Origin of the sequence: Blautia pseudococcoides, from assembly GCF_001689125.2 — a bacterium.
Taxonomy (GTDB): domain Bacteria; phylum Bacillota; class Clostridia; order Lachnospirales; family Lachnospiraceae; genus Blautia; species Blautia pseudococcoides.
The window spans coordinates 470985-494748 of record NZ_CP015405.2 but is presented as its reverse complement, the minus strand read 5'-3'; the positions used below and the strand labels follow the sequence as shown (position 1 = coordinate 494748).

General features: G+C 46.7%; 19 protein-coding genes. 1 reads left to right on the top strand and 18 read right to left on the bottom strand.

The genetic code is table 11. The features are described 5' to 3' along the window. Window positions 1–85 precede the first annotated feature (85 nt). The 17 genes from A4V09_RS02365 to gpr form a co-directional block, all read right to left on the bottom strand. Complete coding sequence (locus A4V09_RS02365) at window positions 86–2848, bottom strand: L,D-transpeptidase family protein (RefSeq protein WP_084043402.1); 2763 nt, start codon at window positions 2846–2848, stop codon at window positions 86–88. Window positions 2849–3016: 168 nt separating this feature from the next. Continuing rightward, entirely contained in the window at window positions 3017–3328 is a 312-nt protein-coding gene (locus A4V09_RS02360) for a branched-chain amino acid transport AzlD family protein (RefSeq protein WP_065540926.1), read from the bottom strand. Further along, window positions 3325–4029, bottom strand: coding sequence for an AzlC family ABC transporter permease (locus A4V09_RS02355; RefSeq protein WP_065540925.1), 705 nt, complete (start codon window positions 4027–4029; stop codon window positions 3325–3327). The genes A4V09_RS02360 and A4V09_RS02355 overlap by 4 nt, the downstream gene beginning before the upstream one ends. A gap of 203 nt (window positions 4030–4232) precedes the next feature. After that, entirely contained in the window at window positions 4233–4496 is a 264-nt protein-coding gene (locus A4V09_RS02350) for an HPr family phosphocarrier protein (RefSeq protein ID WP_065540924.1), read from the bottom strand. Window positions 4497–4530: 34 nt separating this feature from the next. Further along, complete coding sequence (locus A4V09_RS02345; RefSeq protein WP_065540923.1) at window positions 4531–5841, bottom strand: CdaR family protein; 1311 nt, start codon at window positions 5839–5841, stop codon at window positions 4531–4533. Then, window positions 5819–6703, bottom strand: a complete 885-nt coding sequence (gene cdaA, locus A4V09_RS02340) for a diadenylate cyclase CdaA (protein ID WP_065540922.1) — start codon at window positions 6701–6703, stop codon at window positions 5819–5821. The genes A4V09_RS02345 and cdaA overlap by 23 nt, the downstream gene beginning before the upstream one ends. A gap of 45 nt (window positions 6704–6748) precedes the next feature. After that, window positions 6749–7807, bottom strand: coding sequence for a hypothetical protein (locus A4V09_RS02335; protein ID WP_065540921.1), 1059 nt, complete (start codon window positions 7805–7807; stop codon window positions 6749–6751). After that, window positions 7804–8235: a hypothetical protein gene (locus tag A4V09_RS02330; RefSeq protein WP_065540920.1), complete on the bottom strand. Its 432-nt coding sequence runs from the start codon at window positions 8233–8235 to the stop codon at window positions 7804–7806. The genes A4V09_RS02335 and A4V09_RS02330 overlap by 4 nt, the downstream gene beginning before the upstream one ends. 196 nt (window positions 8236–8431) lie before the next feature. After that, the gene (locus A4V09_RS02325; RefSeq protein WP_242963927.1) at window positions 8432–9214 is read right to left on the bottom strand and encodes a ComF family protein; all 783 of its coding nucleotides are present in this window, start codon (window positions 9212–9214) and stop codon (window positions 8432–8434) included. After that, window positions 9139–11373: an SF1B family DNA helicase RecD2 gene (recD2, locus tag A4V09_RS02320; RefSeq protein ID WP_065540919.1), complete on the bottom strand. Its 2235-nt coding sequence runs from the start codon at window positions 11371–11373 to the stop codon at window positions 9139–9141. Before recD2 ends, A4V09_RS02325 begins: the two co-directional genes overlap by 76 nt. 160 nt (window positions 11374–11533) lie before the next feature. Then, window positions 11534–12526, bottom strand: a complete 993-nt coding sequence (locus tag A4V09_RS02315; RefSeq protein WP_065544592.1) for a rod shape-determining protein — start codon at window positions 12524–12526, stop codon at window positions 11534–11536. Window positions 12527–12635: 109 nt separating this feature from the next. Further along, a complete protein-coding gene (gene uvrA / locus A4V09_RS02310; protein ID WP_065540918.1) occupies window positions 12636–15476 on the bottom strand; it encodes an excinuclease ABC subunit UvrA in 2841 nt (946 codons plus the stop codon). Window positions 15477–15753: 277 nt separating this feature from the next. Then, on the bottom strand, window positions 15754–16203 hold the full coding sequence (locus tag A4V09_RS02305; RefSeq protein ID WP_065540917.1) for a CBS domain-containing protein: 450 nt from the start codon (window positions 16201–16203) through the stop codon (window positions 15754–15756). Between the two features lie 177 nt (window positions 16204–16380). Continuing rightward, window positions 16381–17523, bottom strand: coding sequence for a radical SAM family heme chaperone HemW (gene hemW, locus A4V09_RS02300; RefSeq protein ID WP_065540916.1), 1143 nt, complete (start codon window positions 17521–17523; stop codon window positions 16381–16383). A gap of 28 nt (window positions 17524–17551) precedes the next feature. Further along, complete coding sequence (gene lepA / locus A4V09_RS02295; protein ID WP_065540915.1) at window positions 17552–19366, bottom strand: translation elongation factor 4; 1815 nt, start codon at window positions 19364–19366, stop codon at window positions 17552–17554. A 180-nt stretch (window positions 19367–19546) separates the two neighbouring features. Continuing rightward, on the bottom strand, window positions 19547–20860 hold the full coding sequence (locus tag A4V09_RS02290; RefSeq protein WP_330396564.1) for a stage II sporulation protein P: 1314 nt from the start codon (window positions 20858–20860) through the stop codon (window positions 19547–19549). Window positions 20861–21017: 157 nt separating this feature from the next. Further along, window positions 21018–21923 (bottom strand): GPR endopeptidase, encoded by a 906-nt coding sequence (gene gpr / locus A4V09_RS02285; RefSeq protein ID WP_065540913.1) that lies wholly within the window; start codon window positions 21921–21923, stop codon window positions 21018–21020. A 402-nt stretch (window positions 21924–22325) separates the two neighbouring features. Here gpr and rpsT point away from each other — a divergent pair, with 402 nt between their 5' ends. Continuing rightward, window positions 22326–22586 carry a 30S ribosomal protein S20 gene (gene rpsT / locus A4V09_RS02280; RefSeq protein ID WP_065540912.1) on the top strand — a complete coding sequence of 87 codons (261 nt, stop codon included), beginning with the start codon at window positions 22326–22328 and terminating at the stop codon, window positions 22584–22586. Between the two features lie 173 nt (window positions 22587–22759). Here the strand turns inward: rpsT and holA are convergent, their stop codons facing one another. Next, entirely contained in the window at window positions 22760–23737 is a 978-nt protein-coding gene (gene holA, locus A4V09_RS02275; RefSeq protein WP_065540911.1) for a DNA polymerase III subunit delta, read from the bottom strand. Between the last annotated feature and the right edge of the window lie 27 nt (window positions 23738–23764).

Sequence of the window (23764 nt, the reverse complement as noted above, 5' to 3'; positions counted from 1 at the left end):
CCGAAATTTTTCTTAACGTGTAAAAAACTGTGTGGCTGTACTACTAGTGAGTACAGCCACACAGTTTTTTACTATTCTAATTTATTTACCAAATATCTGTTGGGTCTTTTAGATTTACTCCGTATGGCAGTTTGATTGTAGCTGGTTTATCAAATGGCTCATAATAACCATCTCCAATAGTAACCATAGTTCCTCTGCCTGTGTTATCATAAATCCATTTTGCATCTCTGACACATACTCGTATGCAGCCATGAGATGCAGGCTGTCCCAGCATATTATAATCTGCTGCCGCAAGATTATACTGACTCTGGGATGATCCCGCTACAGAGTGAATGAAAATACCGTTCACTACATGTGATGTCCACTGTCCCCAAGACGGCCCCATCAAAATATGCCATCTGTCCTGATCGCCAATGTAGAACGTACCTGCCGGTGTCAGGGTAATCGGATTACCTACCGAACAAGTGATTGATTTAACCGGAATCGTCCAGCCATTGCTTCCATCCTTAGCCAGTACCGTGATCTGACATTTTGTACGGTTTACACGGAGTCTGTATGGTCCACCTACCATTCCACTTACATCCTGCTGCAGGGCACCACTGCCTGTAAAGTACATTTTATATCCCCTGATGTAATGCCATCCGGTTAACATGACCCCATTTCCATCAAGATAATACCAGTTTCCATTCCAGGCCACATATTCATTTTTAGCATAGGTGCCATTGCTCTTCTTAAAGTAATACGTGGAGCCACTCTTTTCCCAGTTTCCAATGGTATTTACATTTACTGTTCCATAACCTGGTATCCAACGTCCATTTTTATCCACATAATAGCCGCCAATTGTAGTATCTTTCAACATGGCCCCACTGCTGCCTACATAGTAATAAGTGTCAATCCATGCATTCCGTGCCATAGCTCCATTACCATAAGAGTAATACCACTCTTTGCCTGCCATATACCAGCCGGTCTTCATTCCTCCGTTACCGGGTGTCAAATAATACCAGGTTCCGCCCAGACTCAGCCAGCCCTGAGCCATGGAGCCGTTTCCATTCAGATAATACCAGGTTCCGCCAGTCATCAGCCAACCTGTCTGCATCGCTCCGCTTCCAGCTAGATAATACCAGGTACCCTTCAGATTCAGCCAGCCTACTTGCATAGCCCCGCTTCCCGGCGCCATATAATACCAGGTCCCATTTACTAATATCCAGCCTTGGGCCATGGATCCATTTCCGTTCAGATAATACCAGGTATTACCCAGTTTTAACCAACCTGTCTGCATCGCTCCGCTTCCGTTACTATAATACCAGGTATTCCCATCTTTATACCAGCCGGTCTTCATGACGCCGCTTCCCGGTGTCAGATAGTACCAGGTCCCGTTTATCATTGCCCAGCCTTGAGCCATAGCACCGCTTGCAGTCAGATAATACCAATTATTTCCCAGAGCAAGCCAGCCAGTTTTCATATAGCCATTGCCGTCAAAATAGTATTTCTGACCTTTTACCTTATACCAACAGTTTGCCGGCCAGCTTCCGTCCTCTTTCTGGTACCACCAACCTGTTGTATTCTGCTGCCATCCCTCAGAAAAAACCTTATAGGATTTGGTACATTTCCCATCCTTGTCAAAGAAATAACGCACACCCTTCACGATCACAGATGTGTTTTTCTTAACCGTGCCGTCCTTGTTCACATAATACTTCTTACCATTGACCGTCTGCAGTCCAGTTTTCGTTGCCTGCTTTCCATCCGCACCAAAATAGTAAAACTTTTTGCCATCTACTATCCATTTGGATTTGGCATAGCTTCCGTCTTCATTCATCCAGTAATTACTGCCGTCAATTTTCTGAAGACCGGTTTTTCCCTGTGCCTGCACACCATTGCCGTCAAAATAATAATATTTGCCGTCTAATTCTTTCCAAACATTAGTCTCAGGCTGTCCGTCTTCCCCGATCCAGTAATTGGCGCCTTCAATATTCTGAAGTCCTGTTGGCATGCCTTCGGTCAGCATTTTCCCATCCGGGCCAAAATAGCCGGCCAACTTACTTCCATCCTCATCTGTAACGAATTTCCAGATATTCTTTAAAGGCATTCCATTGGCATCCAGCCAGTAGCAATACTCCACGCCGTCATCCCCAGGAATAATGAATGGACCTTCCATCTCACTTTTGGGAACCCTGTATCCTGCTGCAAGTGCCGCATCCGGATCTTCTGCCGGGTCTGCCTCACCTAGATAATACTGAAAAGAGCCATCTGCTTCCTGATGCCACCAATCTCCGACACCTTTTAAACCGCCCTCCACTTTTTCAAAGGCGTATGTAAGGTTCATCAGTCCATAATCTGCATCATTGTAAACAGCGGTTCCATAAAATCCAATGGTCTTTCCGCCTACTGTAACTGTTGCATCCGGATGAGGATCCACAGACATCTCCGTCCCATCCTCCTGAACTTCATAATACGTCCAGATACCGCTCTGCTTATCCAGCACCCATTTCCTCTGATATCCCGTAAATCCATCTACGGAATCATAATATCTGAATATCATTACATTCTCAGCTCGTTCCAGCGTCCAATGGTCATCCTGGGCAGCTTCCGCCTCATGACTTACTTCGTTTGTCTCACCATCTGTTTGGCCGTCATCCGTTTGGCTGTCGCCCATCTGCCCATCTCCGGCTGCATCCCCCAGACCGTTATCCGTTGCTCCGCTCCCTTCATCCAGCGGATCCGTAAGGCCTGTAACCTGCTGCGGTACTTCACTGCCATCCGTAGCTGCTGCTCCTACCGGAAGGACAGAAGTGATCGTGACCGCTGCCGTAAGCATCAGCGCCAACAGCTTCATTCTACGCTTCTTCATACTATTCCCTCTACTTTCCAGCTTTACGCTCTTATTTATCTCCCGGATACTTTCGTATCAATCAGGTATACTCTCCCTCTAGAGATATCACCATTTTACCATTTTTTACAGGTTATTACAACCAAACTGGGGAAATGTAATATTAAATTTGTTTTACAGTCTCATGAACTATACACACAATAATTCCAAAACCCGCTCTGTGATAAACACGCCGATACAGGAAAAACATGCAACCATCACAAGGCTTTTCTCCTTCATAGCGAAAAATACTGCCACGGCCAGACCTGCAAAGGCAGATACCGGGGACTCGGTTGCATATAAAATTGCCGGAAATGTCATGGCCGTCAGGCATGCATAAGGGACATAGTATAAAAAAGAACGTATGTAAACATTAGAAATTTTCTTCTGGATCAATGTAAGCGGCAGCATACGGATCAAATAGGTCACACCTGCCATAACAAAAATATACGCATAGATCATGCCTCCAAATCCTCCTTGATGGGAAATAAAACAGCGCCGATGCCTGCTGCAAGCAGCGTGCAGATAATGATCATGAATCCGCTGGAGATTTGTTTTAATACCGGAAGATAGTAAAACATACTACTCAGTGCCAGGGCAATAAACACTACAGTCCTCACTGTGGATTCCTTTTTTGCCGGAGGCACCACAATGGCGATAAACATTCCGTAGAGTGCCACCCCCAAAGCGCTGCGCACAAATGCGGGCATAACCGTACTTGCTATGGCTCCTGTAAGCGTTCCTCCTACCCATCCCAATACCGGCAGGCAGATCAGACCATACATATAATACTGCCCCACACTTCCCCTCTTTGAACTTGCCACTGCGAATATCTCATCCGTATTTCCATATGCGATAAGAAGCCTGTGGCGCGTCTTGACACACTTGTCAAACTTTTGGGATAAAGAAAGGGACATAAGCGCATACCTCATGTTGATAACAAACTGCGTCAATGCCATTTCCAGCAGCGATGCCCCCGAAAGGATCACATTCAAACCGGCAAACTGCCCTGCGGATGTGAGATTAAAAAGGGAAATCAGCACCGCGTGAAGAGGTGCCATACCGCTGTTCACTGCCAGCATGCCAAATGTGAAACTGACAGAAAAATACCCCAGTGCGATAGGGATACCATCTTTCAGGCCTTCTTTCATGTTATTATGCATGATTGCTTTCTCCTTAAGTAATATTAGTATTCTTGCATAAAGATTCACAACCTCTGTCCCGGGAGATCAGGACTGTTTTATGCAGGGCTGTGAATGGTATTGTTCCTGGTCGTTGAGATTCCCGGCAGGCAAAAATCGAGGGATGAGACAGCCTTGACTGTCCCATCCCCGGAATTTTTCTGCTCAGGATCATAATAAAACAATTATTCCTGTAAACCTTCCTCCAGAATATATACCAGATGTTTTAATGCCTCTTCCTCATCTTCCCCTTCGCATACCAGTTCAATTTCATCTCCCCCTTTCACACATGCGCCAAGAACACTGAGGACACTTTTTGCATTTGCGGTTACATTATTATAACTGAAGGTAATCAGTGATTTGAACTGCATGGCTTCACTGCAGAGACGGCCTGCCGGTCTTAAATGCAGTCCGATCAAATTATTTACTTTTACTTTCTGACTTACCATTATTCATCACTCCCCTGCTTCTATTTTATGGTTCCTATTTCTGAGTTACAACATTTGTGTTGGCATCTGTCAAAGTGACCTTCACATTGATTTCATCAACCACCTGATATCCATCCGGCACTTCAATTTTAACTGGTACCTCGTATTCGCCGGCTGCTGTATAAGATTTCAGATCAATACTGAGATGTATTTGACTCTTATCCAGTTTATCCAAATCTTCCTCTTTTCCCTCAACCCGAACCAGCACTTCCACTTTGTCCATAACCACATTCATATTGGCCGGACTATTTTCAACTTTCATTTCATTTGTGGAAATGTTATATTCTTTACTATTCAGCGGAAGTATCTTTACTGTTAAAAGAGCTGTTTCATTTACGCCTGTAGCAAGTTTTATATCCTTTGGTAAAAGTTCTGCCAAATCAACTGAGAATTCGCAATCAGAGGACTTACCCGAAATATCTCTCTCATCCGATTGAGGAATTGTCAGTTTGTTTCCGTTTACAGTGAATTTCTGCAGCGCCTCTTCTGAACCCACTATACTGATCTCACTCGGTGTTGATGACACCGAATCTACCTGGTAACCATTCTGCGGGATTCCCACGTATGCATTGGAGACATCAATTGTAACATCTTTCAACATTCTCCATAATTCAACATAGACCTGAACTGTAGTGCTGGGCACATCGAATTTAAGATAAGACATCTGCTTTTCGCTCAATTCATCGTGGTTTTTATCATATATCTTTAAGGTAGCCTCCCGCTCACCGCTTGTAGCCATCCCGTCCACATTTACCTGAGCTGTCACACTGTCTATTTTTTCAATAATAGATTTTGGCCCTACAATATTGATCTTTTCCGGATTGGCAGTTATCTTTCCAACCTCGTAATTATTGTCGGGCTTTGATTCCCCTATGAGTTCCGTACTGATAATACGGTCAAGACTTTTTCGTTGATCTATTTTGATGGGAATGTTCTTAGGAGTCACTTCTATATCCTCATCCTCGACTCCCGCACACGTTACCGTAACCGGTACCATAATAGGATCAGAATCCATGTCAATGATCTGTGTCAGATCAGCCACGGCCGTAATATTCTCTTTGCTCAGTTTCTTGATGGTTTCATTTGCAGCCCGGATACGGACATTTACAGAGTCTTTTCCATCCACCATAAGTGCAATGTTATTCATACTTTCTATATAAGACTCATTGACAAATGTAACCGGTATATCCATGTATGTCTGGGTGATGGAAGGGTTCTCTATATTCATGACCAGCAGCCAGATCAATATGGCTATCAGCAGAGAAAGGATTTTCAAGGTAAATTTATTCATCAGACTTTTCTTCATTCTTCACCCATCCCTTCCATATTTTGCGTTTCTGTTTCTCTGCGTTGGCATTCTGCTCCTTTAACAAGATTGCTTTGAGTTCATCCCTGTTTACCCCTACAATAAGCCTGCCATGGTGGGCTACGGATACCCGGCCGGTTTCTTCTGAGACAATAATCGTAATAGAGTCACTGACCTCACTGATCCCCACACCTGCGCGATGTCTGGTCCCAAGATTTTTATTCAGTTCCATATTATCTGAAAGCGGCAGATAACAGGTCGCTGCAACTATACGGTCTCCTCTGATTATAACAGCACCATCATGAAGAGGCGTATTATGCTCAAAGATATTGATCATAAGCTGACTTGTCACCAGAGAATCCAGGTAAATACCCGTTCTGGCAAACTCGTTTAATCCTGTCTCCTCCTCGATCACGATCAAGGCCCCTGTCTTGACCTCTCCCATTTCAAAGCTGGCACGCACAATTTCATTTAATGTACGGTCACTGAATCTTCCGCTGTCCTCTTTTTTCCCGTTGTCAAACGGAAGAATGTTGCTCACGATCTTTTTATGTCCTAACTCCTCCAAAGCCTTACGGAGTTCCGGCTGAAAAATAACCAGTATGGCTGTGATCGCATAACCACCTGCATTATAGACCAGCCAGAGAATGGTATTCATCTTTAAAAGGAACGCGATGAAGATAAACGCCAGGACAATCAGGATTCCTTTCAGCAAAGAATACGCCCGGGTATTTCTCACCCACAGCATGAACTGATAAACAAAAACAGCTATCAGCAGAATCTCAATAATATCAATCCAGGCTATACGGGGAAGTGTCATCTTACCCAGATACTCTTTTAAAATTGTTGTAAAATTCCCCATATCTCCACCCCCTTAATTATGTATAATTCCCCTATGGGATTGTCTTTATAAGTCTTTCAGCGATTCTTCCAGCTGTTTCTCAAAATCAAAATCCTCTTCAGAAACATGCTCCACAGGCGCTGCATCCTGCACCAGGTCTTCTTCTATATCTTCTTCATCCAAATCTCTGTCATCAGATTTCTTATTAGATGAAAACTTTTTCACACTCTTCTTAGTCTGTGACACCAGTGATTTCGGAACTGCTTTTACATAATATACATATTCGTCATCCTCAAACTGCGTCACTTCACTTCTGGAGTAGTCCACTCCCAGTACAAAAAATTCAATAATAAGGCCAATCACTGCGGAAACCACACCGGCAATGATAACGCTGCCCATCTCCATGCTGATACTCATGAACATACTTCCGAACAACATCAGGACGATATATACCACAGAGCCCGTGACCACTGCAATCCTCCAGGAGTAGTCAAAGGAGGAGCGGCGGATAAGGTATACCAGAAGGGTCACTGTTGCAAAAGCTATGATTGCCAGCCACATTTCCTGGTTTTTCACCAGGCCGTCCAGTAAGATCTGGAGTTTCTGGACAGCTTCTGTCTCTTTTCCCTGAAGTACCCCCGCCTTATCTTTTACCAGGCGCATAAAGTAATACAGAACCACGCCGCAGCCTGCAGGCACCGCGCTTGCAGGTCCTCTCAAAAGGCCGCAGCCAATGGGTACCGCTGCCGGTATATGAAAGGCAAAGGAAACCGGTGTAAGCACCAGCGCCACATTATCCTTAGATGTAAACCGCAAAAATAATATCATCAGCAGGATCATTAATAGCAGTGCAAAACCTGCGACCTCAATTCCCACGGCATAGCAGTGGCCGATGATCAGGATACAGCCCAGTATCGTTATGGCATTGATAGGCATAACAGAACACAAAAGAGCAAGGATCAGGACAACAAAAATGTTATCCAGTTTTCCCATAAATCCCAGTGTGGTGTTAATACCCTTGAAAAGGCCGAATGCTAAAATAAACTTCAGGATCGGAAGAATCCAGGTGTCATGCTCCCCGTAAAATTCTTTGATTTTCTGTTTCAGTATCAGTAACGCTGTCATGCGCCTTTCCTCCTTCCGGTCAGTCTCCCGGCTCTCTTTTCTTCTCTGTCATATATTTTTTTCAGCTGTCCCAGCTCTCTGTAATACTCTTCCACACCTTTCTGGGCACTTCTGTATTTGACAGAGCAGTAAATATACGTCAATATGCTGTAGGCCACAAGCAGTACGATATATATAATGATAATCTTAAACCCCAATGAAAACAAATCCATCTTATGAAGATTATCCATCATATATTCGCTCTTATATCCAAAGTACACAGCCAGCAGCAAGGCATAGGCAATGGTAGTGATAAAAAAATTTTTGATCAGCGCAAGGCCTATGTAGTCACTTCTGTAGTAATTGCTGATCGACAGATCTTCTCTGCCCTTACCGGATTCGTAAGCAGCTAATTTTCTCATTTTCTTGATTTTCTGTTCATTTAACATAAGCTTCCTCTACTTCCTGTGAAACAAAGATTTATATGTATTCACAGTGTAATTATGCAGCGTTTCCTATCGTTATGCCCCAAAAGTCTCCTGCATTTTTGACACAACAAATGTGCCACTTACTGCATCTCTTAAATGGCATCCAATGTATACAACTTGCATTATAGCATAAATAAAGCAGGCGAATCAAGCCTTATCAACAGAAACCTGTGCCTATGGCTATGGTTAAAAAGTATACCTGCTCTGCACCGGCAGCTTTCAGTGCAAGGCTTACACCGTCCACAGTACTTCCTGTGGTGTAGATGTCATCAACAATTAGTATTTTTTTCCATGGAAGCTTTGGCTGCGTCACAGCGAAAGCACTGCGCAGATTACTTCTCCTCTCCTTGTCATTCAGTTCTTTCTGCGGTTTTGTGTTGACTTTCCTGAGAACCGTTTTTGTGTCTAAAGGAATCTGCAGTATCCTGCCAATCTCCCCTGCGATTATTTCTGCCTGGTTATATCCTCTCTTTTCCATCCTTTTGGGATGGAGCGGAACAGGGATCAGCACCTCTGGGCCCCACAGGCGGATCTGTTCCCCTGCAAAGGCCGCGGCATAGCGTCCGTAAAAACGTCCGTATTCCTGCCTTTGGTGATATTTTAACTGATACAGGGATTGTGAAAGAACGGAGCCGTAAGGAAAAATACTGATTCCTAGGTCATAAGAATGTTTTTTTGATGCACAGTCATAGCAGAACTCCGCCTCACGGTCGGAAAGCGGCTTAGAGCACTTGAAACAGCGCGGCCCATGTATGGGCACAAGTTTATCCAGGCATTCCCGGCATATGGCCCTTCCCCTGGGGACTGCAATGTCATGGCAGACAGGGCAGCGCCTGGGATAGACCAGATCAAGGGCAAAGGAAACTAGAAGCTTTCCTTTATCCGCAGATCCAGAGTGGTATAACGGCTTTGTTCCATCTGGTTTTTTTCCATTTCCCAAAAAGTATTTTCATCTCCTACCAGTGTTACGCACTTTCTGGCCCTGGTCACTGCCGTGTAGAGAAGATTCCTGTTCATCAGCATCCTGGGGCCTCCAAGCAGCGGTATGACCACTGCAGGATATTCGCTTCCCTGTGATTTGTGGATAGTAATAGCATACGCCAGTTCCAGCTCATCTAACTGTTTAAAGGCATACTCCACAAAACGCCCCTCATCAAACTCCACGGTCAGAGTTTCTGCAAAGGTATTGATCTCCCGCAGGATTCCCGTATCCCCGTTAAAGACACCCACGCCTTTTTCCACGGGAATGCCGTATTTGCCCCGGACCTCCCACTCGGTCTGGTAATTGTTCTTAATCTGCATGACCTTATCTCCCTCACGGAACAGGCCATTGCCGTGTTCTTTTTCTTTTTTTTCAGGGGATGGGGGATTCAGATACTGCTGCAGGATACCATTGAGCCGCTCAACACCCAGAAGGCCTTTCCGCATAGGAGTCAGGACCTGAATGTCATAGGGAGTGGCATCCACAAATTTGGGCAGCTTCTTCTGTATCAGGGTAATGACAACGCTGATGATCACATTGGCATCATACCGTTTCAGAAAGAAGAAATCCATACTCTTGTTATCCAGGACAACAGGGACACCCCGGTTGATCTTGTGTGCGTTCACTACAATATCACTCTGGGAAGCCTGACGGAAAATCTTGACCAGCTCTACAACCGGAAATTTTCCGGAACGGATAATGTCTTTGAGTACACTTCCCGGTCCTACGCTTGGAAGCTGGTTCACATCTCCCACCAGGATCAGGCGGGTACCCGGCGTAATGGCCAGGAGCAGTGCGTGCATAAGAAAAATGTCCACCATGGACATTTCGTCAATGATAACTACATCCGCCTCCAGCGGATTCTGTGCGTTTCTTTCAAAATGGATACTGGCTGAGGAATCATCCGGCATCCCGCTCAGTTCCAGCAGCCTGTGTATGGTTCTGGCCTCATAACCTGTGGTCTCTGTCATACGCTTTGCCGCCCTTCCCGTAGGGGCCGCCAGGCAGATATCCAGACCTTCCAGCTCATAGTAACGGATGATCGCATTGATCGTGGTCGTCTTTCCGGTACCGGGACCCCCGGTGATGACCAGGAGGCCGTTTTTCACAGCCTCTACGACTGCCTGGCGCTGTTTTTCATCCAGCTGGACGTTTCCGTTCTTTTCAAGCCTGGCAAGCTGTGTTTCCATCCTGGCCTCATCCACAGTGTCCTCCAATGCCAGTTCTTTCAGCATCTGAGCCACATGCAGCTCAAGCTGATAATACTGGCTGGCGTAGATAACAGGCTCGGGCTGTACACCCTCGCTGAGTGGAGTTTCTTTCATTACAATCTTTCTGTCTATAGCCAGATCCATAATATGTTTTTCCATATAGGGGGCTGCAACGCCCAAAAGGGCAGATGCCCGTTCCAGCAGAATACGCTGTGGAAGGAACACATGCCCTTCTGCAGTTGCCTGCAGTAATATGTATAGAAGACCGCTTCGGATACGGTAGTCGGAATCTGTGTGAATTCCGATCCTGGCAGCGATCTCATCTGCCATCTTAAATCCCACTCCGTCTATATCCTCAGCCATCTTATAGGGATTCTCCCTTAATATGCCGTACATCTCTTGTCCGTATTGATTGAATATCTTAGCTCCCAGTGACAGGGATATGCCGTATTGCTGGAGAAACATCATGGCCTTGCGCATGTCTGCTTTCTCAGATACCTGTGCTGCGATCTCCCTTGCTTTTTTTTCACTGATCCCTTTTATTTCTGCCAGCCGCTCAGGTTCCTCCTCCACAATACGCAGTGTGTCATCCTTGAAGCGTCTGACGATCCTGGCTGCCAGAGCTGCACCAATTCCCTTGATGGCACCGGAACCCAGGTAACGTTCCATAGCCATGGAGTCCTGGGGCACTACGGTCTCATAGGAGGTGACGGAGAACTGTCTGCCATAGGACGGATGCTCTGTATAATGTCCATAGGCTTTGATGGTTTCCCCTTCACTCAGATACTGGAAACTGCCCACACAGGTCAGCTCTTCCTCCTCAGCGATCACAACCATAACCGTGTACCCATTGTCCTCATTCCGGAAGATAATATGGTCCACATATCCTTCTATGGTTTCTTCCATATCTTACCTCTTTTGTTTTATTGTCACTGTTCAGTGCCCACACAGTTACAGGCAAAAATCCATGCAGGATCACCTATGGCGACAGCATTTTTGCTTGGCTGTGGAATGCTTTCTTACAGTCAGCACAATGTATGCGCAGACCTGCTGAATAGTTCCCGTTTTATTTACCGTTTATTCTGCTCATAAGCTCCATGTACTGGCCTGTGCCGATGGCCACAGCCATGGCCGGCTCCTCAGCAACCACGGTGTTGATACCTGTCTCCTCCTCGATGAGTGTCTCCAGGCCGCCTAAAAGCGCACCGCCGCCAGTGAGAACAATGCCTCTGTTAGCAACATCAGCCGCCAGTTCCGGAGGCGTTTTCTCCAGAATTCCGTGTATGGTCTCCATAATCTGTACAGTCGCATCTTTTAAGGCTTCCCTGATTTCCTCTGAGGTCAGAGTAACGCTTTTGGGAAGCCCTGTGATCGTATCCCGCCCTTTCACATCCATGGTTTTTGGCTGGGGATGAGGATAGACGGTTCCTATCTGGATCTTTGCATCCTCCGCAGAACGTTCACCGATCATCAGATTATGTTTTTTTCTCACATAACGCATGATCGCCTCGTCAAAATTGTCACCTGCCACTTTGATGGAAGTGGAGACAACGGTTCCTCCAAGAGAAATCACTGCCACATCTGTGGTGCCTCCGCCGATATCCACGATCATGTTGCCAAAAGGTCTTGTGATATCAATACCCGCCCCAATAGCTGCCGCTATGGGTTCCTCGATGATATTTACCTCTCTGGCTCCTGCCTGGTAAGTGGCTTCCTCCACTGCTTTCTTTTCTACCTCTGTCACACCGCTGGGTACGCAGATGCTGATGCGGGGTTTTCGGAAAGCTTTCTTTCCCATAGCTTTTGAGATGAAGTATTTCAACATTTTCTCTGTCACCTCATAATCTGAGATGACACCCTGGCGCAGGGGGCGGACTGCCACAATGTTGCCGGGGGTCCTGCCAATCATCTGTCTTGCCTCTTCTCCTACCGCTCTTATTTTATTATTATCTTTATCGTATGCAACTACGGATGGTTCTTTCAGTACAATGCCTTTTCCTTTTGCGTAAACCAGTATACTGGCCGTTCCCAAGTCGATTCCAATATCTGTCGCTGCCATAGAATACCCCTTTCTATTTTTGGATATCAGTCTTCTGCCCGGTACTATAGTCCCGGGCCCACTGATATCCTTCATTATACCCAACTTGTCCCGAAATGAAAAGGGGCAATCAATTCAAATATTTTGACACGTAACGACCTGTGTAGGAGACAGGATTCGCCGCCACATCCTCCGGTGTACCGGTAGCTATCACGGTTCCCCCTTTATCGCCGCCTTCCGGGCCGATATCTATGATATGATCCGCAGTTTTTATCACATCCAGGTTATGTTCAATGACAACCACTGTGTTTCCTCCCTCTGCCAGACGGCGGAGAATCTCAATGAGCTTATGCACATCCGCAAAATGCAGGCCTGTGGTAGGCTCATCCAGAATATAGATGGTCTTTCCCGTACTTCTCTTACTCAGTTCTGTTGCCAGCTTGATCCTCTGTGCCTCACCGCCTGACAATTCCGTAGACGGCTGACCCAGACGGATATAGGAAAGGCCCACATCGTAAAGGGTCTGGATCTTTCTCTTGATGGAAGGAAGGTGTTCAAAAAAGGCCAGTGCCTCCTCCACAGTCATATTCAGCACATCGTATATACTCTTTCCTTTATATTTCACTTCCAGAGTCTCTCTGTTATATCGTTTTCCCTGGCAGACCTCACAGGGAACGTACACATCGGGAAGAAAGTGCATCTCTATCTTCAAAATACCGTCACCGCTGCAAGCCTCACATCTTCCGCCTTTTACATTGAAGCTGAATCTTCCTTTTTTGTACCCCCTGGCCTTTGCGTCCGCAGTGGTTGCAAAGAGGTCACGGATCTGGTCAAAGACTCCCGTGTAGGTGGCCGGATTGGAGCGGGGTGTCCTTCCAATGGGAGACTGGTCAATGTCAATGACTTTGTCAAGCTGCTCCACACCGTCGATCCCTTTATGTTTTCCGGGAATCACTCTGGCCCGGTTCAGCTTTCTTGCCAGGCTTTTGTATAGGATCTCATTGATCAGGGAACTCTTGCCTGAACCGGAAACACCGGTAATACAGGTCATAATTCCCAGTGGTATTTTCACATCAATGTTTTTCAGATTGTTTTCCGAAGCTCCCCGGATGGTGAGAAAACCTGTGGGTTTTCTTCTCTCCTTTGGTACAGGGATTTTCATGGCGCCGCTTAAATACTGTCCGGTAATGGAATCTTTATTTTTCATCAAATCTTCCGCAGTACCGATTGCCACTAACCGGCCGCCGTGCTCCCCTGCACCGGGACCGATATCCACAATACAATCTGCTTCCCGCATGGTGTCCTCGTCGTGCTCCACGACGATCAGGGTGTTGCCTAGATCTCTAAGGTGTTTTAATGTGGCAAGCAGTTTATCGTTGTCCCGCTGGTGCAGGCCGATACTCGGCTCATCCAGAATGTAGGCAACCCCCACAAGACCTGAGCCGATCTGGGTTGCCAGACGGATCCTCTGTGCCTCCCCGCCGGACAGGGTACCTGTTGCACGGGATAGTGTCAGATATTCCAGTCCCACATTCATCAGGAATCCCACCCTGGCACGGATTTCTTTTAATACCTGTTCACCGATCATCTGCTGGGTGGGAGTGAGCTGCAGTTCATGCAAAAATACCTGCAGCTTACGGATAGACATGGAGGTAACCTCATGTATGTTTTTATCTCCCACAGTGACTGCCAGAGCTTCTTTTTTCAGACGCTGTCCCTTACAGGTGGGGCAGGGAGTAATACGCATAAAGGACTCATATTCCTGTTTGCTGGACTCTGAACCGGTCTCCCTGTAGCGGCGCTCCACATTTTTTACAAGCCCTTCAAATGCCACGTCGTAAATGCCTTCACCGCGCTGGCCTTTGTAGTGGACCTTGATCTCTTTGCCGTGTGTTCCGTTGATGATCACGTCCTTGATCTTGTCAGGATAATCCTGGAACGGTGTATCCAGTTCAAAATGATACGCCTCTGCCAGAGCATCCAGGATCGCTCTTGTAAAGCTGCCTTTATCTGTACAGGACTGCCAGCCGAGGACCACAATAGCCCCCTGAGCAATACTGAGGCTCTGGTCCGGTATCATCAGATCCACATCAAACTCCATCTTATACCCCAGCCCAAAACAGGCAGGGCAAGCGCCGAAAGGATTGTTAAAAGAAAAGATCCTCGGCTCAATCTCATCAATACTGATACCGCAGTCCGGGCATGAAAAACTCTGACTGAAGTTCATCTGGTTTCCATCCATGGTATCCACAATGAGAAGGCCGTCAGCCAGATTCAAAACATTTTCGATGGAATCTGTGAGACGTTTTTCAATTCCCTCTTTTACCACAAGACGGTCCACCACAATTTCAATATTATGCTTAATATTCTTGTCCAGTTTTATCTCTTCACTGAGTTCATAGAGATTGCCGTCAATCTGCACCCGCACATAACCGCTGCGCTTGGCCTGCTCTAAAAGCTTTGCATGGGTGCCCTTCCGTCCCCTGACCACAGGCGCCAGAAGCTGGAGCTTTGTCCGCTCAGGCAGGCTCATGATCTGGTCAACCATCTGGTCAACGGTCTGCTTTTTAATCTCTTTTCCGCATTTCGGACAGTGGGGGATACCGATCCTTGCATAGAGAAGACGGAAATAATCGTATATCTCAGTAACGGTGCCAACTGTGGAACGTGGGTTCCGGTTGGTGGATTTCTGGTCAATGGAGATAGCCGGGGAAAGGCCTTCAATACTTTCCACGTCCGGTTTCTCCATCTGTCCCAGGAACTGCCTTGCGTAGGATGACAGGGATTCCATATATCTTCTCTGTCCTTCCGCATATATGGTGTCGAATGCAAGGGAACTTTTTCCTGAACCGCTCAGCCCGGTTAAAACCACCAGCTCATTGCGGGGGATGTCCACATCCAGATTTTTCAGATTGTTCTCGTTTGCTCCGCGTATTTTGATAAATTGGTTGTCATGTGTTCTTACTGCCATTTTTATCTCCTTATTTTTGATCAGCGCAACAGTTTCTATAAGATTCTCATTCCCAATTGCACCATAGCTTCTGCCCCCGGCAGATTGGGGATGCGGTTTTCGGGGAATGTATGTTTGTTTTTATGCTATCTGCCATTATATCACAGGCTAAGTGTATTTGCAAACATATGTTCAGAGAGATTTTTAGGGAATGTTGGGGGAGTCTGCGGACCTCCTGTCTAAACCAATAGCGTATAAAAAAGGCCCCCGCAAACGCGGCAAGCCTTTTTACTTTTTATCATACAGATGCATGCTGTACATAGGTTCTGCATTCTTTTTTATTTTTATTCTGATGCTCAGAACAGATATACTGCATGATGTCTCTTCTTGTGACAATGCCTATAAAATTCTTCTGGTCATCAATAACCGGTACGAAATTCTGCCGCATGGCCTTGTCCAGCAAGTCTTCCATATCGGAATCCACACGAACCGGTGTATAGTTGGCCCGGCGCTTGAACGCTGTGATGGGAATCTCCTCCGCAGCTTTCAGATTCAGGTCGCCGCGGTTCTTCAGTCCCCAGAGTAAATCCCCTTCTGTAATTGTCCCCACATATTTACCATTCTCCCCGATAATCGGAATGCACGAATACCGGTGATATTCCATCTTTTCCAAGACCTGCCTTAAACTGTAGGTGTCATAAATATAGGCCACATCACTCTTCGGAGTGAGAAAAAATAAAATATTCATTATACCCTCCCAAAATGTCATGCAAAACGGTCAGACATCCCCGCCGTTTCATCATATATTGCCTTCCTTTATTCTGACACATTCTATATTAATTTTCCAGAGATAATCTGTAAAACTTTATTAAATTTCTATAACCTGTGTTCATAAAGTGTCCCTGCCTGCAGAAATCAGCACAGGTCAGTCGAATAGGAATTCGGAGAGGACTGTATTGCTGAGAAGCACCCCTTCTTTTGACAGATACAGCCTGTCCTTTTTCTCCAGGAGCATTCCATTCGACAAAAGTTTTTCCAGGGCTTTTTCATAGACCAGTTCTATATCTCTGCCAAAAATACGGCGGAATTCTTTTTTGGATATTCCCCTTGTTTTGCGAAGCCCTAAGAACATAAATTCTTCTATCTGCTGCGGTTCCTCCAAAAACTGCACATCCGTGCGCATGGTTTTCGGCTCTTTGCATTTTTCCAGATAAGTATTCATATCCCTGGTATTGCTCATACGCATGTTCCTCACCATGGATGCAGCGCCGAGGCCAAGCCCCAGATAGTCGCCCCTTTCCCAGTATTTCAGATTATGCCGGCATTCTCTGCCTTCCTTCGCATAGTTTGAGATCTCATACTGGTGAAATCCATACTCTCCCAGCACCTCTTCTGTTGTCTCATAGATGGCTCTGCTCATCTCCTCGTCCGGAAGCAGTCCGGGATGTCCTGCGTACGCTTCATAAAACGGGGTGCCCTCCTCCAGGATCAGCTGGTATACGGAGATATGTTCCGGGGAGAGTTTTGCTGCTGTTTCCAGCTCTTCTGCCCAGGACTCTTTTGTCTGCCCCGGCAGGGAGGAAATCAAATCCAGGTTGATGTTTTGAAAACCGGACTCTCTTGCCAGACGGAAGCTTTCCAGGAACTCTTCAAACGTATGGATCCTTCCAAGCAGCTTTAAATTGCTGTTTCTGACCGACTGCAGTCCCATACTCAGACGGTTGATGCCGCAGCTTTTGTATGCCTGCAGTTTCCCGGCAGTTACGGTGCCGGGATTCATCTCCATGGAAATCTCCGGCATTTTTTCTATAGCAAAGGTATCCCTGATCGCTCCAAATATCCGCTCTGTCTGATCTGCTTCCAGACAGGAAGGGGTTCCCCCTCCCACAAAAACAGTGGAAACCCTGTATCCTTTCGCAAAATCACCGTAGCTTCGGATTTCTTTTTCCAAAGCCTGCACATAATTCTCTTTCTCCTCCCCGCTGCCTGCTGCGGATAAAAAGTCACAGTATCCGCATTTTTGCATGCAGAAGGGAATATGGAGATACAGCCCCAAATCTTTTTTCATCTAATCTTCTCCTGTAATTTCCCAAATCCTATTTATCGTCCAGCTTCAGGACACTCATGAAGGCCTTCTGCGGAATCTCTACATTTCCGACCTGGCGCATACGTTTCTTTCCTTCCTTCTGTTTCTCAAGAAGTTTTCTCTTACGGGAAATATCGCCGCCGTAACATTTGGCAAGTACATCTTTTCTCATGGCCTTCACGGTCTCACGTGCAATAATTTTGCTGCCGATGGCTGCCTGGATGGGAATTTCAAAGAGCTGGCGCGGAATCTCTTCTTTCAGCTTCTCACACATCTTCCTGCCGCGCTCATAGGCGGAACCTGCAAACACAATAAACGACAATGCATCCACTTCCTCTTTATTCACCAGGATATCCAGTTTCACAAGGTCACTGCGCTCATACCCCAGCATCTCATAATCAAAGGACGCATACCCTCTGGAACGGGATTTCAGGGCATCAAAGAAATCATAAATTATCTCATTCAGCGGCAGGTGGTATTTCAGCAGCGCACGGGTGGTCTCCATATATTCCATTCCCTGATACTGCCCGCGGCGCTCCTGGCACAGATCCATGATCGGACCGATGAACTCTGTGGTCACCATGATCTCCGCTTTCACCATTGGTTCTTCCATGTACTCAATCTCAGAGGGGTCCGGAAGATTGGAGGGATTTGTCAGCTCTGTCATCTCACCGTTTGTTTTGTGCACCTTGTAGACAACGCCCGGTGCAGTTGTGATCAGATCCAGATTGTACTCCCGTTCCAGACGTTCCTGAATAATTTCCAGATGAAGCAGTCCCAGAAAGCCGCAGCGGTATCCAAATCCCAGTGCCACTGAGGTCTCCGGCTCAAACTGCAGGGAGGCATCATTTAACTGAAGCTTGTCCAGGGCATCTCTCAAATCCTGATATTTTGAACCATCCGCAGGGTATACGCCGCAGTATACCATGGGATTTACCTTCTTATAGCCCGGAAGGGGATCTGCACAGGGATTCTCGTCGTCGGTTATGGTATCACCCACCCGGGTGTCCTTCACGTTTTTAATACTTGCAGTGATGTAGCCTACCATGCCGGCAGACAACTCATCACAGGGCAGAAACTGTCCTGCCCCGAAATATCCCACTTCCACCGCTTCCTCCACAGCGCCTGTTGCCATCATGCGGATTTTTGTTCCCTTTTTCACGGTACCCTCTTTGATCCTGCAAAATACAATAACCCCTTTATAGGAATCATAGACAGAGTCAAAAATAAGAGCCTGCAGAGGCGCCTGGGCATCTCCTTTTGGAGCAGGTATCTTCTTCACGATCTTCTCCAGAACCTCCTCAATATTCAGTCCCATTTTGGCAGAGATCAGCGGTGCATCCTGGGCTTCTATGCCTATAACGTCCTCAATCTCGTTCTTCACCCTGTCCGGTTCCGCGCTGGGAAGGTCGATTTTATTGATGACCGGAAATACATCCAAGTCATGGTCCAACGCCAGATAGACATTTGCAAGGGTCTGGGCCTCGATCCCCTGGGCAGCATCCACCACCAAAATGGCGCCGTCACAGGCGGCAAGGCTTCTGGACACCTCATAATTAAAGTCCACGTGGCCCGGCGTGTCGATCAAATTAAAAATATACTCCTCCCCGTCCTTTGCCTGGTAGACAATACGGACAGCCTGGGACTTGATGGTGATGCCTCTCTCCCTCTCCAGATCCATGTTGTCTAAGACCTGTGACTGCATTTCCCTCTCAGTCAAAAGACCGGTCTTTTCAATGATACGGTCCGCCAGGGTAGATTTTCCATGGTCTATATGTGCGATGATACAAAAATTACGGATTTTGCTCTGGTCAACTCCTGCCACTGCTTGATTCCTCCTGTTGTTTATCTCTATCTTTTCTCAAATCATCAGTTCTTTTTACGCAACTATAAAGATACTGAACAGTTACCTTTTTACATTTTAAATGGGCTTCCTGCATTTTACAGCAAGCCCATGTTAGTATAGCACGAAGGTTTGGGGGGAATCAAGCATTTCTTATGATGATCACTCCCCTTTCAAAACTTTATTTAACACATCCGCCAAGGGTTCCATGGCATTCATTTCCTCCTCCACGGTATTGGTCTGGGCACCGCACTCCACCAGGAGGGCTTTTGGCCGCAGATGCAGATTATAGCGGTATCCTCTCAGATATATGGTGCGCAGCCATTCCGGGTAATACTGCTTTGCCTGGAGCGCGAGCTGCAGGGAAAATGCCAGGTTATCCTGAATGTAAGGGTTTGGCAGATATTCAATATCCCCGTTTTGGTTGGTACGGCTCAATCCGTTGAAAAACATGATCTTCGCAGTTGGCTTGCCGTTCACATCCGTGACCAGGTGTTTGTCGTCCGGCACTCCGTCTCTATGTAAATCAATAACCACCTCCACGCTGGGGTTCTCCTCCAGCACCTGGCTGATTTTGTCCTGTGCATAATTATATGCTTTGTTTCTGTCCAGTTTTCCGTCCACAATGTCAAAGGTATCCGTCACATGAAGCACATTGTAGCCGTATGTATCCCGCAGCAGCGTAACCAGATACTCCCCGACTCCCACAATGCTGGTACTGGGATCACCGGGATTGGAATCAATAAATTCCTCCTGGGAGTGGCTGTGGTACACCAGGATCTGAGGCTGGTCGCTGCCTGTTGTCATTTTTAAATCCTCCGACACAAGTGCCGGGGCATTGAGCTGGTCACTGTTAATGCTGGTGGTCTTGTCGATCGTATAAAAGTTGCTTATAACATAGTCAAAATCCTGGAACATATCAAGTGAAATAGGATTCACTATAGCATTGGCGGCAGAGGCCTCCTGCTGCCCTGCGTCTCCCGCGTCTGCTGTCTGTGTATTGTCTTTGCCTGTCCCGGCCTCCTGCTGGCTCCCGCTCTCTGTGTTCCCGGCGCTTTCCTGGTTTTCACTCTGGGCATCCACGCCTCCTGTATTTTCCTCACCGGAACCGACCGGTCCTGCCTCCTGGTTTTCCTCCAGCAGCTTTGCTTCCAGAAAATCGGAATTCTCCTCCATGATTTTCTTGTCTGTCTCCCGGTCTTTCTCTGTCTCTTCCATTTCTTTTGCCTGGATGGTCCCCAGAAACGGAAGCTGTTTCTCCACCTTGCTGCAGAGCCACTCTACAGGCGTCTGAGACTTCACCCCATCCGTCTCCAGGATTCCCGGCAGATACGCTTCGATGGCTTTCTCCTGGGCGTCCCTGCACATGTTCACCAGCGTTTTTTTATCTAATGACATTCCTTTTATGAGAATATATGCTCCAACAGCACATAAGAGCAGCCACAACACAATCCGCAGAAGCTTTCCATCATCCATCTTCTTCACCCTATCACCTCATATCTATATATGAGACAACTTACATGAATTATGCGTCCGGAAGAAAAAAACAAGGACGTGTTTCCGGCTGCTGTCCCCTCACGATCCCACTTTTGTGTGTCAGTGGGATCATCGGACGGACTAGTGCCGGATGTTGTCACGCCTGCTCGAATGCCATGTTCAGCCCCTCGGAAATAGTGTATGACAGGCGTTTTATGGTCTCATCCACATCCTTTGGGGTCACAAACATACTGTGCAGGGAAGGGGAGATCATTTCTTCAAGAAATTCTTTTTTCTCTGATTCTTCCAGTGTATCCAGCAGATGAGCCATAGAGTCCTGCACGATCGTGGCGGCATCCACTACGGTGGGCACACCGATGCCGATCACTTTCACCCCCAGGGTTTCCTCGCTCAGCCCGTTTCTGTGATTTCCCACACCGGAGCCGGGATTGATGCCCGTGTCTGTGATCTGGATGGTCCGGTTCAGACGCTTTGTGCTGCGCGCGGCCAGGGCATCCACAGCAAACACCACGTCCGGTTTTGTCTCATCCACCACCCCGCGGATAATTTCCAGAGTTTCCATACCGGTCTGGGCCATAACGCCGGGAACCAGACCGCTGATACTGTTGGCATACTCTTTCCCCATGCTCTGCACACCGTATTCCTGGATGACATGTCTGGTGATGTGCAGATTGGAGACCACATCAGGACCCAGAGCATCCGGCGTCACATCCCGGTTGCCAAGCCCGACCACCAGTGCAGTCAGTTCTTTTTCCACAGGTACCAGCTTTTTAATGTGTTTTGCCAGTTCCTTTGAAATTTCCCTGTGATAATCCTCATCCGGCACAGACATGTTGGGTGCCTCCAGTGTAATATAAACCCCCTGGGGACGTCCCATAGCTTTCGCTCCGTTTTCTGTCTCTATCTTCACCGTAGTGGTGCGGATATCTTTCTCCTCATTGTAGTCCTCCTCGATGATCACACCTCGGATTTCCACATTGTCCTCCTCGAATTTCTCTTTCGTCTCCAGTGCCAGGTCCGTGCGTATTCTTCCTAAAGCCATATCAATCTTTCCTTTCCAGATATTTATATGCTTCTATTCACAGGTACTATCCCGGGAAGCGTTTTGCATAGCAAAATCCCGAGTTAGCCAGCGCCCAAATGCAGGTTATTGCATTTTGCACCCTTAAGGGCAGAACTGTGCACCGCGAAGCCTGCTGCTGTTCGCAGTTCTGTCCTGACAGAGCTGTGAACAGTAACATTTATGCCTATTTTTTGCATTTTGGGGGATTTTATGTATTGACATTTACATTTAAATCAACTAGAATAAAAAAGCATGTGGTACCGGCGTGTCCGTGTCTAACCGGTACAAAACCATAACAAACGGTAGAAAGCAGGGTTCGCAGGCTTTTTATTGTAACGAATAAAAATAATATTGAAGAAATTAATTTTGGAGGTGTACGGTTTGGCAAATATTAAATCCGCAAAAAAAAGAATTTTAGTGAACAAAACAAAGGCTGATAGAAATAAATCTATCAGATCAGCAGTGAAAACTTCTATCAAAAAGGTAGAAGCAGCAGTTACAGCAAAAGATAAAGAGGCAGCTGCAGCAGCACTGCTGAATGCTATCTCTACAATCGACAAAGCTGCATCCAAAGGTGTTTACCACAAAAACAATGCAGCAAGAAAAGTTTCCAGATTATCCAAAGCTGTAAACGCACTCTAATCCTATAGACTGAATTTACAAATCCCGGCTGCCCGTCATCAGCCGGGATTTTTTTATACCCCTTTCCGGTCCCCAAATACCGAACGCTATTTTCAGATACACGCCCCCTGCAGTGTGATTCCGGCAGGATGGAGCACCAGTACAGTGTTGCGCAAGACTTATGCAACGCTGTACTAGCTGCTGAATTTCACCAGCAGAAGTTCCACGCTCATCACGTCATTCATATAGCCTGTCTTTACTTTCGCCTCTGTCTGTACACATTCCTCCACCGTGGCCCGCAGATCCTCTGTACTGTACCTGTTTGCATAACCGGCATAATTTCTCACTACAAAGGGCTGGAGTCCTGTTCTCTTGGCAATGGCTGACTGGTCATATCCTTCCTTGGAAAGCTCTTTCACCTGCATGATCAGATTAAACTGGCGGGCAAGCAGAAAAAGAATTCTCATGGGCGGCTCTTTTAAGGACAGCAGGTCATAATACAGATCCAGTGCTCTCTTCTGCCTTTTCTCCGTCACGGCTTTGATCATGTCAAAAATATGATTGGTGATCTGTGTGGTGCACACAGCTTCTATGTCCCCGGCAGTGATGACATCCCGGCCCATGGTATAACAGAGAAGCTTTTCCAGCTCCTTTTCTATGTTTCCCATATCTGTCCCTGTCTTTGTCAGAAAAAGTTCCATATCCCCCTGGGTTATCTTCTTTCCTTCTCGCTTCATCATATTTAATACCCACCGGATCAAGGTTTGGGAATCCTGTTTTGCAAATTCCACGACTCTTCCGTACTTCTTTACTGCTTTGTACATCCGGCTGCGCTTATCCACTTCATCCTCCACAAAAATCATGCAGAGGTAATCCGGCAGTTCCGCCATATACTCCGGCAGATCCGTACACTGGCTTTTGAAAAATCCCGTGTCTTCCAGCATGATCACTCTGCGGTCAGCAAAAAAAGGCATGGTCTCCGCCAGGTCAATCACGCTTTTAGGCTCTGTCTTTTTTCCCTCAAACAGGGAAAAATTCATGCTGTCATCTTCCGGCAGCAGGGCTGCCTTCATTCTATGTTTATACTGCTGTTTCAGATAGGCCTCCTCCCCGCAGAAAAGATAGGCCTTTTTGAAATCCTGGTTTTTTATGTCTTCCTGTAAACTTTTCATTATAGTTACTCCTTTTGCTGCGCATCC